This window comes from Streptomyces sp. NPDC020192 (assembly GCF_044388685.1).
GTDB lineage: Bacteria > Actinomycetota > Actinomycetes > Streptomycetales > Streptomycetaceae > Streptomyces.
Genome location: NZ_JBIRXG010000006.1, coordinates 73,781 through 91,249, shown reverse-complemented (window position 1 = coordinate 91,249; position 17,469 = coordinate 73,781). Strand labels below are relative to the sequence as shown.

Genomic DNA, 17,469 nt, shown 5'->3' with positions numbered 1-17,469 from the left:
AACGACGATGCATCGGTACAGGTCCCACACCTGCGGCCAGCTCCGCTCCTCTGACGTCGGCACCGACGTCCGGCTGAGTGGCTGGCTGCACAATCGGCGCGACCTGGGCGGCATCCTCTTCATCGATCTGCGCGACCACTACGGCATCACGCAGCTGGTCGCCCGTCCCGGCACGCCCGCGTACGAGGCCCTGGACAAGATCTCCAAGGAGTCCGTGGTCCGCGTCGACGGCCGCGTTGTTTCACGTGGAACCGAGAACGTGAACCCCGACCTGCCCACCGGTGAGGTCGAGGTCGAGGTCGAGGCGGTCGAGCTGCTCGGCGCGGCCGCCCCGCTGCCCTTCACGATCAACGCCGAGGACGGGGTCAACGAGGAGCGGCGCCTGGAGTACCGCTTCCTGGACCTGCGCCGCGAGCGCATGCACCGCAACATCATGCTGCGTACGGCCGTGATCTCCGCGATGCGGCAGAAGATGGCGGCGATGGGCTTCAACGAGATGGCGACGCCGATCCTGTCCGCCACCTCTCCCGAGGGCGCCCGCGACTACGTGGTCCCCTCGCGCGTCCACCCCGGCAAGTTCTACGCGCTGCCGCAGGCCCCGCAGCAGTTCAAGCAGCTGCTGATGATCTCCGGCTTCGACCGCTACTTCCAGATCGCGCCCTGCTTCCGCGACGAGGACGCCCGCGCCGACCGCTCGCCGGGCGAGTTCTACCAGCTCGACGTCGAGATGAGCTTCGTCGAGCAGGAGGACGTCTTCCAGCCGATCGAGAAGCTCATGACCGAGCTGTTCGAGGAGTTCGGCGGCGGCCGCCACGTCACCTCCCCCTTCCCCCGCATCCCGTTCCGCGAGGCGATGCTGAAGTACGGCTCCGACAAGCCGGACCTGCGCGCCAAGCTCGAGCTGGTCGACATCACCGACGTCTTCGAGGGCTCGGAGTTCAAGGCGTTCGCCGGCAAGCACGTGCGCGCGCTGGCGGTGCCGGCGGTCCAGGACCAGCCGCGCAAGTTCTTCGACCAGCTCGGCGAGTTCGCGATCTCGCTCGGCGCCAAGGGCCTGGCCTGGGTCCGTGTCGGCGAGGACGGCGCGCTGTCCGGCCCGATCGCGAAGTTCCTCACCGAGGAGAACGTCGCCGAGCTGACCAAGCGCCTCTCGCTGGCCCCCGGTCACGCGGTGTTCTTCGGCGCGGGCGAGTTCGACGAGGTCTCGAAGATCATGGGCGCGGTGCGGGTCGAGGCCGCCAAGCGTGCCGGGCACTTCGAGGAGGGCGTCTTCCGGTTCTGCTGGATCGTCGACTTCCCGATGTACGAGAAGGACGAGGAGACCGGCGCGATCGACTTCTCGCATAACCCCTTCTCCATGCCGCAGGGCGGTCTGGAGGCCCTGGAGACCCAGGACCCGCTGGACATCCTGGGCTGGCAGTACGACATCGTCTGCAACGGTGTCGAGCTGTCCTCCGGCGCGATCCGGAACCACGAGCCGGACATCATGCTCAAGGCCTTCGAGATCGCCGGTTACGACCGCGAGACCGTCGAGGAGAAGTTCGCGGGCATGCTTCGCGCGTTCCGCTTCGGCGCCCCGCCGCACGGCGGCATCGCCCCCGGCGTGGACCGCATCGTCATGCTCCTCGCGGACGAGCCCAACATCCGCGAGACGATCTCCTTCCCGCTCAACGGCAACGCCCAGGACCTGATGATGGGCGCCCCGACCGAGCTGGACGAGACCCGCCTGCGCGAGCTGCACCTGAACATCAGGAAGCCGCAGCCGAAGTAACCCGTGTGTGTGGCTGAGGCCCGGACCCCCGAGAAGGGGCTCCGGGCCTCAGCCGTCTCCGTGGTCCTCGTCAGTCCTCGTCGGGGGACTCCTCGTCGGGGGACGCGCCCTCCTCCAAGAGGCGTTCGGCGATGTCGTCGGACCAGTGCTGGGCCCAGGCGCGCAGGGCGAGGACCTCGTCCTCGGTCAGGCCGTGGCGCAGGAAGTCGCGGTCGGCGTAGAAGTCCGTGCCGGTCAGCCGGGACTGGAGGGTGGGCAGGTCGAAGGGGTCGTGGGCGTGCCGGCGGCCCAGTTCCTCCAGGCCGGGCAGGGAGAAGTGCGCGGCGGCGGCCCGCGCGTCGATCAGGTCGACGGCCGCGCCACGGTCGTACAGGGCGCGGATCTTCGTACCGACGGCGTCCTCCAGGGACAGCGTGGGGCCGTAGTCGGTGAGGCCCGGCGGCTGCCAGAACGCCTCCTTGTGCAGCGCGAGCGCGCACCGCTCGCCGCTCTCCGGGTCGGTGACCGTCAGCTGCGCGGTGAGCACGCTGACGGTGTCCACGCGCACCTGCCGGCCCCGCGCCTCCAGTACGGCGGCCACGGCACCGGCGATCACCCCCATGCCCTCGGCGCTCTCCGTGGCGAAGTCGAGGTTCGCGTGAGGCCGGCGTACCAGGCCGTGCGCCTCGAGGGCGTAGCCGCCGGCGAGGACGAGCCCGTACGGGCCGCCCGCGGTGACGAGGTCGGCGAGCAGCCGGTGGTGGGGTTCGGGGAGGCTCACGAGATCGTTACTCTGCCAGACTCCGCCAGGAAATCTGCTCCACGGGCGGCAACTCTTCCCGGCGCGGCGGCCACTGACGAGTCGTAAGGCACGTTCAGCAACCCTTTAAGGACTCCCCGTGGCAGCTGCCTCCCACCGCCGGTCCCTCCGCAAGCGGCGCACCCTCGCCGTGTCCGCCGCCGTCGTGGCCGCGGGCGTCGGCGCCGGGGTGTTCGTGATGAACGCCAACGCGACCGCCGCCGACCTGTACCACCAGACGCTCGCCGCCAAGGACGGCTGGGCGGCCTCCGGTACCGGGACCACCGGCGGCGCGAAGGCCGACTCCGCGCACACCTTCACCGTCTCCACCCGCGCCCAGCTGGTGAAGGCGCTCGGCTCGGCCTCCGACACCACGCCCCGGATCATCAAGGTCAAGGGCACGATCGACGCCAACACCGACGACAGCGGCAAGAAGCTGACCTGCGCCGACTACGCGAAGGGGACGGGCTACTCGCTCTCGGCCTACCTCAAGGCCTACGCCCCCGCCACCTACGGCCGCTCCAAGCTGCCCTCCGGCACCCAGGAGAAGGCCCGCGCCGCCGCCCAGCAGAACCAGGCGAAGAACGTCGTCCTCAAGGTCCCGGCCAACACCACCATCGTGGGCGTGCCCGGCACGAAGGCCGGCATCACCGGCGGCGACCTCACGGTGAAGGGCGTCGACAACGTCATCATCCGCAACCTGACCTTCTCCGCCACCGAGGACTGCTTCCCGCAGTGGGACCCGACGGACGGCGACAAGGGCAACTGGAACTCGCAGTACGACACGGTCACCCTGCGCGGCGCGACCCATGTCTGGGCGGACCACAACACGTTCACCGACGCGCCGCACTTCGACAGCGCCACGCCCCACTACTACGGCCGCCAGTACCAGGTCCACGACGGCGACCTCGACATCACCAACGGCTCTGACCTGGTCACCGTCGAGCACAACCAGTTCACCGACCACGACAAGACGATGCTGATCGGCAGCAGCGACAAGGACAGCACCGGTAAGCTGCGCGTCTCCATCCACCACAACGTGTGGAAGGGCATCGTCCAGCGCGCCCCGCTCGCCCGGATCGGTCAGATCCACGTCTACGACAACCTGTACGACACGACGACCGTCGACGGGTACGCCCCGCTCTACAGCATCAACTCCCGCGCCAAGGCCCAGGTCGTGGCCCAGAACAACGTCTGGAAGGTGCCGAGCGGCGGCAAGGTCGCCCAGCTGCTCAGCGGCGACGGCACCGGGTCGATCGCGGGCAGCGGCAACCTCGTCAACGGCACGGCGACCGACCTCGTCGCCGTGTACAACGCCGCGAACTCCAAGAAGATCAAGACGACCGTGAACTGGACGCCGACGCTCACGGCGGGCCTGGAGTCGTCCGTGAAGAACCTGCCGGCGGAGCTGGCCACGACGACCGGGGCCGGGGTGCTGAAGTAAGCCCCCTTGACAGCAGGCATACGAAAGGGCGCCGAGTGCTGAAGCTCGGCGCCCTCTCGGCTACGGAGGTCAGCCCTCGTCGCCGCCGAAGCGCTCCTTGTACGCCGCCAGGTCCTCGTCCGTCAGCTTGGCGAACAGGACCGGCGGGACCGTGAAGGCGGTGCCGGCCGGGACGAAGGCCAGGGACTTCGCCTCGTCCGCGGTGACCCAGGTGGCGGTGTCTTCCGTGAGCGAGAAGGCCTCGCGCATCGCCTTGGCCGTGGCCGGGATCAGCGGCTCGGAGACCACCGCGTACAGATGGATCAGGTTCATCGCCGTACGCAGCGTCAGGGCGGCCGCGTCCTTGTCGGTCTTGATCTCCAGCCAGGGGGCCTTCTCCTCCAGGTAGGAGTTGCCGGCCGACCACAGGGCGCGCAGGGCGGCGGCCGCCTTGCGGAACTGGAGCGCCTCCATCTGCTGCTCGTACTCGGCGAGCAGGCGGGCGATCTCCTCGCCCAGCTTCGCCTCCGGCTCGCCGGGGGTGCCGCCGGCCGGGACCTCGTCGCCGAACCGCTTCCTGGAGAAGGACAGCACGCGGTTGACGAAGTTGCCGAGCGTGTCGGCGAGGTCCTTGTTGACCGTGGCGGTGAAGTGCTCCCAGGTGAAGGAGGAGTCGTCGGACTCGGGGGCGTTGGCGATGAGGAAGTAGCGCCAGTAGTCCGCCGGGAGGATGTCCAGGGCCTGGTCGGTGAAGACGCCGCGCTTCTGCGAGGTGGAGAACTTGCCGCCGTAGTACGTCAGCCAGTTGAAGGCCTTGACGTAGTCGACCATCTTCCAGGGCTCGCGGATGCCGAGCTCCGTGGCCGGGAACATCACCGTGTGGAAGGGGACGTTGTCCTTGGCCATGAACTCGGTGTACCGGACGTCGTTCGCCTCGTACCACCACGACTTCCAGTCGCGGTTCTCCGGGTCCTGGTCGGACCATTCCTTCGTCGCGCCGATGTACTCGATCGGGGCGTCGAACCAGACGTAGAAGACCTTGCCCTCGGCGGCCAGCTCCGGCCAGGTGTCGGCCGGGACCGGGACGCCCCAGTCCAGGTCACGGGTGATCGCGCGGTCGTGCAGGCCCTCGGTCAGCCACTTGTGGGCGATGGAGGAGGCCAGCTGCGGCCAGTCCTTGTCGTGCCGGGCGACCCACTCGCGGACCTCGTTCTCCAGCTTGGACTGGAGGAGGAAGAGGTGCTTGGTCTCGCGGACCTCGAGGTCCGTGGAGCCGGAGATCGCCGAGCGCGGGTTGATCAGGTCGGTCGGGTCCAGGACGCGGGTGCAGTTCTCGCACTGGTCGCCGCGGGCCTTGTCGTAACCGCAGTGGGGGCAGGTGCCCTCGACGTAGCGGTCCGGGAGGAAGCGGCCGTCGGCGGGGCTGTACACCTGGCGGATCGCCCGCTCCTCGATGAAGCCGTTCTCGTGCAGCCTGCGGGCGAAGTGCTGGGTGATCTCGCGGTTCTCGGGGCTCGAGCTCCGGCCGAAGTAGTCGAAGGCCAGCGCGAAGCCGTCGTAGACCGCCTTCTGCGCGTCGTGGGCCTGCGCGCAGAACTCGGCGACCGGCAGGCCCTGCTCCTTGGCGGCCAGCTCGGCGGGGGTGCCGTGCTCGTCCGTGGCGCAGATGTAGAGGACGTCGTGGCCGCGCTGGCGGAGGTACCGGGAGTACACGTCCGCCGGGAGCATGGACCCCACCATGTTGCCCAGGTGCTTGATCCCGTTGATGTACGGAAGGGCGCTGGTGATGAGGTGTCGAGCCATCGTGGCTGCTCCCAGGTCGCTGCGGTTGCTGCTTTTTCTGCGGTTTCGAACCTTGAAATCGTAGCCGACAGGGGTGGGCCGCCCGCTTCCCGTTTTGCAGGGTGGGAAGGGGCGGCCCGGTGAGTGCGGGGTGGTTACGGTCGGTTACGGCCGCCAGGCGGCCAGTACGCCTTCGTAGAGTTCCGTGTCCGTCAGTTCGCGGGGAGCGGGGCCCGCGTGGAAGAAGGACGTGTTGGGGGCCTTCAGCTTGCGGAGGTAGTCGAAGGCCTTGTTGTCGTGCTCTCCGAAGGCGACGAAGGAGAAGAAGACGGCGGGGTGGGTCCTGGCGGCCTCGGTGAGGGCCTGGGTGGCGGGGGTCTTGGCGTCGGGGGCGCCGTCGGTCTGGAACACGACGAGGGCGGGAGTACCGGGGGTGCTGTTCTCGTCGTAGTGGGCGAGTACGGCCTCTACGGCGGCGTGGTAGCTGGTACGGCCCATGCGGCCGAGGCCGGCGTGGACGTCGTCGATCTTCGTCTCGTGGTCCGGGGTGAGGGTGAGGTCGGTGGTGCCGTCGACCTCCGTCGAGAAGAAGACGACGTGGACCGTGGTCTTCTCGGGGTCCAGGTGGGCGGCGAGGGCGAGGGACTGGTCGGCGAGGGCCTGGGCCGATCCGTCCTTGTAGTACGGGCGCATGCTCGCGGAGCGGTCCAGCACGAGGTAGAGCTTCGCTCGGGTGCCGGTGAGGTCGGTCTTGGTGAGGGTGGCCGTGGCGGCGGTGTGGGCGGTGGCCAGGGCGGGGGTCAGTTCGGCGGGTGCCTCGGCCTGCGGCGCTTCGGCGGTTGCGTTCCCACCCGCACCACCCGTGGCGGTTTCGTCGGCGGGTGCGGGTGGCCCCTGTGGGGCGTCCTCGCCGTCGGCGGCTTGCGGGGCGATCGGGGCTTCTTCGGCGGGTGCCGCAGCTTCTTCGGCCGGCGCGGGGGCTTCCTCGGTGAGTGCAGCAGCCTCTTCGGCCGGCTCGGCTGCCTCGTCGGTTGTGGGCTCCGCTTCCGTGGTTTGTTCGGCTGCCTCCGTCGCGACCTGTTCCGGTTCCGACACCGGCTCGGACTCGGCCTGAGGCTCGGGCTCCGGCTCGGTGGAGTCCGCCGTGGGCTCTGCTTCCGGCTCCGGGGTGGTGGTGTCGGCCGTCGGCTCGGTGGCCTCCGCCGTGTTCGGCTCGGGCTCGGCGGCTGCCGCCGGCTCTGCCGCCACGCCCTCGGTCGGCTCCGGGGTGTCCGCCTCGGCCTGCTCGGGCTCTGCTTCCGCAGCCGGGGTGGTGTCGTTGGCCGTGGGCTCGGCCGTCTCCTCCGCCTCCTGCTCGGCGCTGTCCCCGGCCTGCGGCTCCTCGTTCCCGACCTCCGCCTCGACCTCGGCCTGAACCTCCGGCTCGACCTCGACCTCGACCTCGACCTTGGCCTCGACCTCGACCTTGGCCTCCGCCTCCGCCTCGGCCTCCGCCTCCGCCTCGGCCTCCGCCTCGGCCTCCGCCCGGACCTCCGGCGCTGCCTCCTCAGCCTCGACCTCGACCTCGACCTCGGCCTCCGCCCGGACCTCCGGCGCTGCCTCCTCAGCCTCGACCTCGACCTCGGCCTCCGCCCGGACCTCCGGCGCTGCCTCCTCAGCCTCGGCCTGGATCTCCGGCTCCGCCGTCTCCTCGGCCTCGGGTTCGGCGCTGTCCTCGGCCGCTGCCTCGGCGGGCTCGGTGTTGGCCCCGGTCTTCGCCGCGATGAGCTCCTCGGCCTCGGCCTTCTCCTCGGCCTTCTCCTCAGCCTCCGCCTCGACCTCCGGGGCTGCCGTCTTCTCGGGCTCGGGCTCGGTGCTGTCCTCGGTCTTCGCCGCGACGGGCTCCTCGGCCTCGGCCCCCTCCCCGCCCTCGGCCCCCGGCTCCTCAGCCTCAGCCTTCTTCTCGGCGTCGGTCCGGGCCTCCGGCTCGGCCTTCTCCTCGGCCTCGGTCTTCGCCTCGGCCGGCTCCCCGGGTTCCGGTTCGGCCGGGTGGGGGACCTGGACGTTGTCGAAGGCCGCTGCCACCAGGTCATGGGCCTCGCGGCGGGGCTCGGGGACTGTGGGGGCCGGCTCGGGAGACGGGGTTTCGGGGGCGAGCGCACCCTCTGCCTCGGCGGCTCGTTCCTTGCGTGAGCGGCCGAATGCGTTCCGCAGGAGAGTGAGAATGCCCATGTGCGCAACCCTTCGCGTGAGTTGATGCCCGTAGATCCCTGGCCAGGACGGACACGTAAGGTTAGCGAAGGGATCAGTGGGGGGAAGCGATCGACCGGGCCGCGGCGACCTCCTGGCGAAGAGGTTCGAGAACGCTGCCTGCCGGGCCGGTGAGATCCGTGCGAACCGGGGTCAACGTTTCCGCGTCGCGCACCCCGTCCGACAGCTCCCGCAACTGCAGGCTGATCTGGGTGACCTCGGCCGGCGACGGGGCCGGCGCTCCGTGCTTCACCCGGACCCGGGCGGCCGTCGTCGCGTCCACGATGCGTTCCACCGCGACCACCAGCGGCCACCAGGCGGCGGCGCGTCGGCCGGTCGGCGGCGGTTCGGTCAGGGCCCGCTGGAACTCCGTACGGATCACCGACAGGTCGCGGTACAGACGGCGGCGCATGCGGGCCCTGGCCGCGGGGTCCGTGGCCGGACCGGTGGTGAACGCCGCCTCCACGTACTGGGCCGTGTCCGCCACCGCGTCCGCCAGGCGGTCGCCGACGCGCGTGCGCCAGCTCTCCGGCCAGAGGAGATAGCCCGCCGTCAGCGCGATCGCGCAGCCCAGGAGGGAGTCCGTCAGGCGGGGGAGCAGCAGGGCCGTGCCCTGGTGGTTCAGGATGTCCGACAGGAGGAGGATCGCCGGGGTGATCGCCGCCGTCTGGTAGCCGTAGCCCCGGGGAGTGAGGGCCGGGATCAGGGGGGCCAGGAGCAGCATCGCCGGGACGTCCCACCAGCCCAGCGGGACCTCCCGCAGGACCACCGCCGCGATCACCAGCCCCGCCACCGTGCCCAGCGCGCGCAGCAGGGCGCGGGAGAAGACCGAGCCGAAGTCGGGCTTCAGGACGAAGGTGATCGTCAGGGCCACCCAGTACGAACGCGGGACCGGGATCAGGGAGACCAGGGCCTGGGCGATGCCGATGCAGACCGCCAGGCGCAGGCCGTAGCGCCAGGAGTTGGCGGACAGCACGACGTTGCGGGCCGCTCGTGCCGTGCGGATGCCCAGGGCGGCCGGCCGGCCCAGGCGGTCGTCGATTCCCCTCGGGTCGACGTCCGGCGATGCCACCACCTCGGCCGTGTGGCGCAGGGCGTGGTCCAGCGCCCGGGCCGTCTCCGTCTCCGGGAGGGGGAGGGACAGGGCTGTCGGGGCGGCGCCCGTCTCCACCGCGCGGGCCAGGTGGCGGATCGCTTCCGGGATCTCTCCGGGGAGGGGACGGCCCGCCCAGTGGGTCGCGGGGGCCGCCTCCAGCACGGGCGTGATGGCGTTCAACTGGGCGAGCAGGCGGGTGAGTTCGGGGCTGCGGCCGTGGTGGCGGGCGCGCCGGGCCAGGATCAGGTCGTACGACTGGTTCAGGGACTGGGTGACGTCGCGGCGGGCCTCCTCGAACTCCTCCGTGCGGTCCGTGCCCGAGACGCTGAGGAGTGCGGCGACCGTGCGGTACGTCGCCGCCACCGCCGCGCGTTCCGGGACGCCCGAGCGCAACGGCCAGGCGAGGAGGGCGAGGAGGAGGACGAGGAGGCCGCCGCCGCTGAGCAGGGCCGGGGCCAGCCACCAGGGGCGGGGCAGCGGGAGGCCCGCGCCCACCACGCAGTTCAGGAGCAGGAGCAGGCCGGAGACCGAGGCCACCGCGCCGATCGTCGAGATCATGCCGGAGACCAGGGCCACGCCGGTGACGGCCGCTACGGCGTACCAGCCGTGGCCGTACACCAGCGTGCCCAGCGTGACGCCCACCGCGCCGAAGAGCTGCGGTACGGCGATGTTGAGGATGCGCATGCGGTACGCGTCGGCGGTGTCGCTGATGACGCCGGACAGGGCGCCCATGGAGGCGAGGGCGCCGTAGGCCGGGTGACCGGCCGCGAGGCCGGTCGCCAGGGGCAGGGCCAGGGCGATCGCGGCGCGGGCCATGGCGGGCCCGTTGACGGGGGCCTGCTGGGCTTGGAGGGTCCGCACCAGCCAGTCGGGAGGGGTGAGGCCGATGGGGAACTCTCTGGGCATGCGCCCATTATCCGGTGCCGTTCCGGCTATACCTTCGGCGTCCGCCGCCTGCGTACGTTGCGGGTCAGCCAGGTCGTCAGGGCCGCCGTCAGGCCCAGGGCGAAGAGGAGCCAGGCCGTCCAGCGCAGGGTGGCGGTGAGGGCGTCGTAGACCGCGGCCGCGGCGGGGTGGGGGACGTCGGCCGGGAGGTCGGCGAGGGTCAGGGCGCGGCCCACCAGCAGGGCGACGGCCAGCAGGGCGCCGCCCAGGGCCGTGCCCAGGGCCGTCGCGGTGATGGCGCGGCGGCGGTGGACGGCCAGGGCGATGCCCGTCGCGGCGAAGGTCACCGCCGCCACCGGGAGCCAGAAGCCGGCGACCTCCAGCACATGGAATCCCTTGCGGAAGGCGGCCAGTTCGTCGCCCGGGAGCACGGCGACCGGGGTGTGCGCCACCGGGATGCGCGCGGCCAGCGGTACGTGGTCCTCGGCGAGCCGGCGCTTGACCGTGTCCGTGACGGAGGCGAGGTCGACGGTGACGGGCTGCCCGGACGTCACGTCCTGCTCGTCGCGCAGGGCCCGCAGCACCGCGTCGTGGGTGACCCGGTTGCCGGTGTCCCAGGCCAGCCGGAAGGCCTCGGTCTGGGTGAAGGAGCGCACCGCGTCGTGCACGAACGGGCGCATGGAACCACCCCCAGAGGGGGTATCCCCAGCCGGGCGGACGTCCAGGTGCTGGTCCACCGCGCGCATGATGCCGTCGCCGACGGTGGCCACGACGGCGTCCCGTACGTCCGGGTCGGTGGCGAGCGGAGCCATCGTGGTGACGTACCGGCCCGTGTCCACGAGCCCGTACGCCGCCCAGGCCGCCAGCGCGCCGAACGGCACGAGGAGGCAGGACAGGGCGATCAGTGCGGCCGACAGGGCGCTCCTGAGACGTGGGGGCACCTTTTCAGACAACGGTTCTCCCGGAGCCGGCGCGAGCCGGGTTCGGCCTCTCCGGTGGAGGGTTCACCCGAACGGGTGTTTCCTGGTGCTGGGGAGACGGAAACCGGCCCGTGGGGTCGGTGTGGGAAGAGGGAACACCAGGGGAGCGCGTGGGCCCCGGTCCGGAGTCGGCCGGGGCCCACGCACACACCGTGCGTGTTCAGCGGATACGGTGGCCGACCGCGTCCTCCCGCGTGTAGTAGCGGTAGAAGAACACGATGAACGTCGCCGCCGACACCGCCAGCGCCATCCCCGTCGACCGCAGGGCCGTCTCCCCGGCCTGGCTGTACAGGAAGCCGAACGCGCAGCCCACGAACGCCGTCCACAGCAGCGCGTGCACCTCCCGCCACATCCGCGGGGCCAGCGTCAGCAGGGCGACGCACACCACCGCGAAGACGAGCGCGCTGACGAACCCGAGCAGCAGGTTCCAGCCGGTGATGGCGCCGCCGTCGCGGTCGTTGGCCGCGACCCAGTAGCCGTAGACCAGGCCGAGCACGACCGGGACGGCGATGTGGGCGATGCGGTGGGTGCGCTCGTCGAAGATGTCGGGCGGGCGGCTGGGCGCCTTGGCCGCCCGGCCCTCGACCTCGGTCGGTCCGCGTCGGGCCATTCCACCGGGAACCGGTGCCGCTTGAGCCATGAGCGCGCTCCTCTCTCGCCTCGCCCCCGCCTTCCAGAGCACACCTGGGCCCGACGCCCGGCAAGTCGGCCGTACGGAGGAAAAGAGGGAAAGACGGGGAAAGAAGGTGAAGCGCGCCCGGATGCGGGCGGATGTCCGGCATGTTTCGCTGGGTGCATGGAGGGCTGCCCGCCGTGACAGAGACGCCGTGACGGAGAGGGAACACGGGCGGGAGCGTCAGATGCTGCGCTTCCGCGGGCGGAGCGTCGCCTGGGTGCCGTCGCTGCTGCTGCTCGCCGGCATCGTGCTGGTGGACCTCAACACCCCCGAACGCTTCCGGATCATCTCCTGGATCGTGCTGGTCCCGGGGACGGCCGCCGCGATCTGCGGGGTGTGGACGACGGGGGCCTTCGCCGTGCTCGCGGTGGTGACGTACTTCGCCGTCGACCACGCCTGGCCCGACGAGTACCGGGCCGGTCTCGGGGACTTCGTCCTGGTCGCCCTCGGCGGCATCCTCGCCACGCTGGCCGCGGCCGTGCGCGAGCGCAAGGAGCGGCAGACCCTGCACATCATGGACATCGCCGAGACCACCCGGCGTACCGTGCTGCGCCCGCTGCCGGCGCGCTGGGCCGGGCTGGAGCACGCGGGCGTGTATCTGGCCGCCGACGTCGAGGCCCAGGTCGGCGGCGACTTCTACGACATCCAGCCCGGCCCGCACGGCACCCGGGTCCTCGTCGGCGACGTCCAGGGCAAGGGGCTCGGCGCGGTGGAGACCGCGGCCGCGCTGCTCGGCACCTTCCGCGAGGCCGGCTACCACGAGAAGGACCTCGCGACCGTCGCCGAACGCCTGGAGATCCGGATGCTGCGGCACCGCCGGCACACCACCGCGCTCGGCCGGGACGACGGCGACCGGTTCGCCACCGCCGTGCTGATCGGCTTTCCCGAGGACGCCCGGGACATGATCGAGACCGTCAACTTCGGGCACGAGCCCCCGCTCGCCGTCGGGCCGCGCGGGCTGCGGGAGCTGCCGAGCGGCGACGGGCTGCCGCTCGGGCTCGGCGATCTCGCGGCGGGGCTGCCGCCCGTGCGCCGGGTGCCGCTGGCCGCCGACGAGACGCTGCTGCTGGTCACCGACGGGGTGACCGAGGCGCGGGACGGCTCCGGCGTCTTCTATCCGCTGGTCCGGGACCTCGCCCGTGTGGTCGCCGCCGACCCGGACCCGGACCGCACCGAGCCCCAGCGCCTGGTGCGCACGGTCCGCGACGCCGTGCTGCGGCACAGCGCGGGGCGGCTCGGCGACGACACCACCGTGTTCGCCGTACGGCGGCTGGACGAGAGGGAGGGCGAAGCGGCCGAACAGGGACGTTTGCGGTCCTGAGGCGCGCGTTTGCAGCCGCAGCGGTTACGGTGCTGGCTGGAGGGACTCGGAGGACTGCTGGGGGAGGGACGATGCCCGGAACCGTGCTGCTGCTCGCGGCCTCGCCGCTGGGCAGGGGGCGCCTGGTGGACGCGGCCGGTGTACTGCCGGTGCTGGCCGCGGTCGCCCCGGCGATCCTGTCCGGCACCGAGACCGCCAACGTGGTCGAACTCGCCGACCCGCTGGAGCCGCAGGCCGTACTGACCCGGCTGCGCGCCGCGGCGGCCGCGCCGGGACCGCTGACCGTGTACGTCACCGGTCAGCTCCAACTGGACCGCAAGCAGCGGCTGCCGCATCTCGCGCTGGCCCGCACCACCGCGGCGACCGTCCGCTACACCGCGCTGCCCTGGCACTGGATCCGCGAGGAACTGCGGCTGCGCTCCGCCGCGGACACCGCGCTCCTCGTGGACCTGCACGCGGACGCGGAGGCGTGGCAGTACGTCGCCGAGCGGGGCCTCGACTCCGGGCCCAACGCGGCGGTGTACGGCCGTGTCGCCCCGGCGTCCGGGCGGCGCGGGCTGGGTGAGCCGGCGTACATGAAGGCGGTGGCGACGCTGCTGCGCAGCGGGCACCGGCCCCCGCTCGGGGTGCTGCACCAGCAGGCCCTCGGCCGGCTGGGGGAGGAGGCCGCGAGGAGTCTGGTCCTCGCCCGCGAGAACACGCGGCCGCTCGCCGACCCCCGTACCCTCACCCATGACCCGCACACCGCCATCAGCGCCGCCGTGCAGGCCGGGCGGCATACCGATGCCGATGTGCTCGCCGCCCGGTACGAGGCCGACGCCGTACGGGCGCACGGTCCCGCCTCCGACGCGGCCCTGCACTGGGCCGAGGTGCGGGCCGATCTGGCGATGTTCGCGGGGGACGCGGTGGGGAGCTGCCGGGCCTGGCTCGCGGTGGCCGGGGTGCGGCTGGCCGCCGGGCAGGCGGTGGACACGCCCGCCGTGGAGGCGGCCGTGGACCGGGCGCACCACCAGTGGGGCCGGATCAGGGACACGGCGCGGGCCCGCGAACTCGGGCCCGCGCTCGCGGAGTTGCGGCTACGGGTGCCGGGCCGCCGGGAGGGCGCGCTGGAGAACGTCCAGCGGCAGTTGCGCCAACTCCAGGCGGCGGCGGCCCGGTAGTTACCCGCTCACCTGGTGAACGTGAAGTACTTCCACGGGCCGTTCGTCGTGGAGTTCACGATGTCGCCGGAGGAGCCGTCGATGTACGAGGAGCGGATGCGGAAGCGCCAGCCGACGTCCTTGCTGTGGTCGCCGGTGATCTGCACCCGGGAGACGCCGTCGCTGCCGAGCTTGAAGTACGCGGGGTCGCCCGGGTACCACGTGCCCTGGTAGTACACCTGGAACTCGAACTTCTGCGCCCGGCCCGGGTAGTACGGCATCTTCGTCGTGATCAGCGGGTTCTTGTTCGTGTGGAAGTAGGCGTACGTCTGGCCCCAGGCGTACGCCGACTTGTACTGGTTGCCCACCGACGTGGAGATGCTCACCCGGGCGCCGACCGTGACCCTGGCCGAGGCCGGCTGGTAGCGCGCGTCGCCCGCGAACTTCGCGGTGACCGTGGCGTCCCGCCACAGGTTCAGGGTGGCCGAGAGGTTGCCGTGGGAGTCGACCTTGCCGGACTTCACCAGCTTGTTGGGCTTGTCGGGGCCGTAGGGGTCGGCCCAGATCTCCACCGTGCGGTTCTTGTACGTCGTCCCGAGGTGGGCGGTGAACTTCACGGCCTTGCCGTAGTCGTACACCTTGCGGTTGTTGTCCAGCGTCAGCGTTGTCCCCGCCCGGGAGACGGACACCGAGTCGGCGGCCTTCGCCGCGGTGTGCGTGGCGTCGCCCGCGTACGTCACCGTGTACGTCACCTTGCCGCCGGCCGGCGGGGTGTCGGTGAAGGAGAACGTGCCGCCGCTGCCGAGGGACTTGGTGCCGAGCGACTTGCCGGTCGGTGACTCCGTGTCGGTGCGGGTGACCTGCAGGGGGGTGCCCGCGGGCAGGACGAGCCCGGCGGTGAGCCTGCCGGTCACCGTGAGGGGCTTGGCGCGGGTCGCACTGGCCGGGGCGTCGACGGTCAGGGCCGCCTCGTACTTGCGGGGTTCGTCGATGCGGTGCAGTTGCACGGGTGCGCTCATGCCCGTCTGCACGAACAGCTTCGTACCGTCCGGCGACCAGCTGATCGCGTGCGCGCCCCACGGCATCCAGTTGTAGGAGACGTTGCGGACGATGGGCGTGTCGGAGCCCTTGGTGAAGACGTAGGTGTCCCCGACGTTGTCGGTGTCGAGGACGGTGGCCGCGATCGTGCCGTCCGGGGCGATGCTCACCGTCTCGGGCTCGTCCTTGACCGGGTAGGTGCGCACCTGGGCCAGATCGGAGAGCCGGTACTCGGTGAGGGCACGGGTGCCGGGGCCGGTGACCACGACGTCCTGCCCGTCGGGCGTGAGGGCGGCGTCGTGGTAGAAGCCGCCCTTGTTCTCGGTGACGCGGATCACCGGGGTGCCGGAGGACACGTCGTACACGATGATCGGGCCCGAGCTGATGCCCGCGTCGAGGGCGAGCAGCGTGCCGGGGTTGTGCGGATCGGCGTACACCTTGGGCGGACTGGCGTAGTCGTGGCCCGCGTTCAGGTCGAGGGTGACCGTCGGCGTCGGGGCGGTCAGGTCGACCACACCGAGACCGGAGTCCCACTGGTCGCCGTAGCCGAACCAGATCTTTCCGTCGGCGTAGGCCAGGTGGGAGGGGATGGTGTGGGCGCCGGTCGGATACTCGGCGGTCTGCTTGAGCTGGGCCGTGTCGATCGCGACGATCTTGTCGGCGCCGTACACGGCCGCGTACAGGGTGCTGTCGTCCGGGCTCAGCACGAGGTCCTTGACCTGCGGCAGCCCGGTGATCGTGCCGGTCACCCTGCCCGTGGAGTCGGTGACCACGATCTGGTTGTGATCGCCGTCGGCGAGGAAGAGCTGCTGGTGGACGGCGTCCGCCACCGTGTCGCCGTTGCTCCCGAGCGGAGTGGGCAGGTCGGCGTCGGCGTACGCCGGTGTGGCAAGGGCCATCGAGCCGAACAGGGCCGCGAGTGCCGCGGCCGCGGGAAGAGTGCGCATACGCACGTTGATTCGAACCCCCCGGATCGGATGAAGAGTCGATCTGTCACTCGGGCACGGCGAACTGCGGGCTGCGTGGATCCACTTGGGTCCCTGTGAGCGATGTGTGTGCCTCGTGTGGCGAGTGAGCGAAGACTAGGTCATGCCACTGACAACAGTGCAAGGGCCCCCGAGACGAGGGTGCGGACACCCGGGGCGATCGTGGACAGATCGGGTGCGAAGTGCGGGCTGTGGTTGCTCGGCACGGCCGTGAACTTTTCCGGGAGGGTCTCGCCGGGGGCCTGTTCCCAGACGTCGGCCGGGGTGGTGGTCACGAACCAGTACGAGTACGGGATGGCGCCGTCGAGGGCCAGTTGGGGGAAGTCCTCGCTGCCCATCGCCGGGCCCGGGTCGAACACCGTGCCCGCGCCGAACACCTCGCCGTGCACGGCGGCCACGGCGGTGTCGGTGGCCGCGTCGTTCACGGTCACCGGGAAGGCGTTGCCGATGGTGACCTCGGGCTCGCGCGGGCAGCCGGCGGCCAGGCACTCGCCGCGCGCGATGCGCTCGATCGCGGTCAGCATCCGCTGCCGTACCGCCTCCGACTGGCTGCGCAGGTTGAGGGAGATACGCGCCTCGGACGGGATGATGTTGTGCCGGGTGCCCGCCTCGATCCGGCCCACGGTCAGGACGGCGGACTCACCGGCGGCGATCTCCCGGGAGACCACCGTCTGCAGGCGGGTGACGAGATAGGCGGCGGTCACCACGGGATCCACGGTCGCCTCCGGACGCGAGCCGTGCCCGCCCCGGCCGTGTACGACGATGTCCACGTTTGTCGCCGCCGACATGATCAGGCCGGGCGCGTGCGGGTACAGGCCCGCCGGGCCGGGGGCGGCGTGCTGGCCGAGCAGGACGTCCGGCCGCCCGAACCGCTCGTACAGCCCGTCCGCCACCATCCGCTGCGCGCCCTGCCCGGTCTCCTCGGCGGGCTGGCCCACCACCAGCAGGGTGCCGCGCCAGGTGTCCCGCCCGGCGGCCAGCGTCTCGGCGGCGCCGGTCAGCCAGGTGACGTGCAGATCGTGCCCGCAGGCGTGCATCACGCCGTCCGCCTCGGAGGCGTACGACAACCCGCTCTCCTCCCGCACCGGCAGCGCGTCCATGTCGGCCCGCAGCAGCACGACCGGCCCGTCCCCGTTGCGCAGCCGCCCCACGACCCCGGTCCCGCCGACCCCCTCGACGGTCTCGAACCCGGCCCCCTGCAACCGCCCGGCCAGCGTGCCCGCGGTGCGGTGCTCGCGCAGCGACAGCTCGGGGTGCCGGTGCAGGTCCCGGTACAGCTCCTCCAGCCGCGCCACCGGCAGCTCGGAGGTGAGGTCCAGGGCGGTGCGGGCGGCGGGGGAGGTCGGTGAGGTCATGGCCGCAGCG

At 71.7% G+C, this 17,469-nt stretch carries 12 protein-coding genes; 4 read left to right on the top strand and 8 right to left on the bottom strand.

What is annotated here, in order from left to right; genetic code table 11:
* The first annotated feature begins 7 nt into the window (after window positions 1-7).
* On the top strand, window positions 8-1,771 hold the full coding sequence (gene aspS / locus ACH47Z_RS14065) for an aspartate--tRNA ligase (RefSeq protein ID WP_399073498.1): 1,764 nt from the start codon (window positions 8-10) through the stop codon (window positions 1,769-1,771).
* A 70-nt stretch (window positions 1,772-1,841) separates the two neighbouring features.
* Here aspS and ACH47Z_RS14060 read toward each other — a convergent pair whose 3' ends face one another.
* Window positions 1,842-2,531: a hypothetical protein gene (locus tag ACH47Z_RS14060; RefSeq protein WP_399073497.1), complete on the bottom strand. Its 690-nt coding sequence runs from the start codon at window positions 2,529-2,531 to the stop codon at window positions 1,842-1,844.
* Between the two features lie 118 nt (window positions 2,532-2,649).
* Here ACH47Z_RS14060 and ACH47Z_RS14055 point away from each other — a divergent pair, with 118 nt between their 5' ends.
* Window positions 2,650-3,993: a polysaccharide lyase family 1 protein gene (locus tag ACH47Z_RS14055; RefSeq protein ID WP_399073496.1), complete on the top strand. Its 1,344-nt coding sequence runs from the start codon at window positions 2,650-2,652 to the stop codon at window positions 3,991-3,993.
* Between the two features lie 69 nt (window positions 3,994-4,062).
* Here ACH47Z_RS14055 and metG read toward each other — a convergent pair whose 3' ends face one another.
* The 5 genes from metG to ACH47Z_RS14030 all read right to left on the bottom strand — a co-directional run bounded on the left by metG (window position 4,063) and on the right by ACH47Z_RS14030 (window position 11,584).
* Window positions 4,063-5,775 carry a methionine--tRNA ligase gene (gene metG, locus ACH47Z_RS14050; RefSeq protein ID WP_399073495.1) on the bottom strand — a complete coding sequence of 571 codons (1,713 nt, stop codon included), beginning with the start codon at window positions 5,773-5,775 and terminating at the stop codon, window positions 4,063-4,065.
* Window positions 5,776-5,919: 144 nt separating this feature from the next.
* Complete coding sequence (locus tag ACH47Z_RS14045) at window positions 5,920-7,965, bottom strand: VWA domain-containing protein (protein ID WP_399073494.1); 2,046 nt, start codon at window positions 7,963-7,965, stop codon at window positions 5,920-5,922.
* A gap of 73 nt (window positions 7,966-8,038) precedes the next feature.
* Window positions 8,039-9,985: an FUSC family protein gene (locus tag ACH47Z_RS14040; protein ID WP_399073493.1), complete on the bottom strand. Its 1,947-nt coding sequence runs from the start codon at window positions 9,983-9,985 to the stop codon at window positions 8,039-8,041.
* Between the two features lie 26 nt (window positions 9,986-10,011).
* Window positions 10,012-10,905, bottom strand: coding sequence for a hypothetical protein (locus tag ACH47Z_RS14035; RefSeq protein WP_399073492.1), 894 nt, complete (start codon window positions 10,903-10,905; stop codon window positions 10,012-10,014).
* A 199-nt stretch (window positions 10,906-11,104) separates the two neighbouring features.
* Window positions 11,105-11,584: a hypothetical protein gene (locus tag ACH47Z_RS14030; RefSeq protein WP_399073491.1), complete on the bottom strand. Its 480-nt coding sequence runs from the start codon at window positions 11,582-11,584 to the stop codon at window positions 11,105-11,107.
* 220 nt (window positions 11,585-11,804) lie between these two features.
* On the opposite strand from ACH47Z_RS14030, the gene ACH47Z_RS14025 reads away from it, so the two are divergent.
* Both ACH47Z_RS14025 and ACH47Z_RS14020 read left to right on the top strand, forming a co-directional pair.
* Window positions 11,805-12,941: a PP2C family protein-serine/threonine phosphatase gene (locus tag ACH47Z_RS14025; RefSeq protein ID WP_399073723.1), complete on the top strand. Its 1,137-nt coding sequence runs from the start codon at window positions 11,805-11,807 to the stop codon at window positions 12,939-12,941.
* A gap of 71 nt (window positions 12,942-13,012) precedes the next feature.
* A complete protein-coding gene (locus tag ACH47Z_RS14020) occupies window positions 13,013-14,101 on the top strand; it encodes a hypothetical protein (RefSeq protein WP_399073490.1) in 1,089 nt (362 codons plus the stop codon).
* 8 nt (window positions 14,102-14,109) lie between these two features.
* On the opposite strand, the gene ACH47Z_RS14015 is transcribed toward ACH47Z_RS14020, so the two are convergent.
* Entirely contained in the window at window positions 14,110-16,065 is a 1,956-nt protein-coding gene (locus ACH47Z_RS14015; protein ID WP_399073489.1) for a YncE family protein, read from the bottom strand.
* 140 nt (window positions 16,066-16,205) lie between these two features.
* A complete protein-coding gene (locus ACH47Z_RS14010) occupies window positions 16,206-17,459 on the bottom strand; it encodes an amidohydrolase (protein WP_399073488.1) in 1,254 nt (417 codons plus the stop codon).
* Window positions 17,460-17,469: the final 10 nt, after the last annotated feature.

Bases quoted from the DNA above. Each gene is read 5' to 3' on its own strand.
- metG (WP_399073495.1), bottom strand. From the start codon at position 5,775: ATGGCTCGACACCTCATCACCAGCGCCCTTCCGTACATCAACGGGATC.
- ACH47Z_RS14015 (WP_399073489.1), bottom strand. From the start codon at position 16,065: ATGCGCACTCTTCCCGCGGCCGCGGCACTCGCGGCCCTGTTCGGCTCG.
- ACH47Z_RS14010 (WP_399073488.1), bottom strand. From the start codon at position 17,459: ATGACCTCACCGACCTCCCCCGCCGCCCGCACCGCCCTGGACCTCACC.
- ACH47Z_RS14045 (WP_399073494.1), bottom strand. From the start codon at position 7,965: ATGGGCATTCTCACTCTCCTGCGGAACGCATTCGGCCGCTCACGCAAG.
- ACH47Z_RS14030 (WP_399073491.1), bottom strand. From the start codon at position 11,584: ATGGCTCAAGCGGCACCGGTTCCCGGTGGAATGGCCCGACGCGGACCG.
- aspS (WP_399073498.1), top strand. From the start codon at position 8: ATGCATCGGTACAGGTCCCACACCTGCGGCCAGCTCCGCTCCTCTGAC.
- ACH47Z_RS14025 (WP_399073723.1), top strand. From the start codon at position 11,805: ATGCTGCGCTTCCGCGGGCGGAGCGTCGCCTGGGTGCCGTCGCTGCTG.
- ACH47Z_RS14020 (WP_399073490.1), top strand. From the start codon at position 13,013: ATGCCCGGAACCGTGCTGCTGCTCGCGGCCTCGCCGCTGGGCAGGGGG.
- ACH47Z_RS14040 (WP_399073493.1), bottom strand. From the start codon at position 9,985: ATGCCCAGAGAGTTCCCCATCGGCCTCACCCCTCCCGACTGGCTGGTG.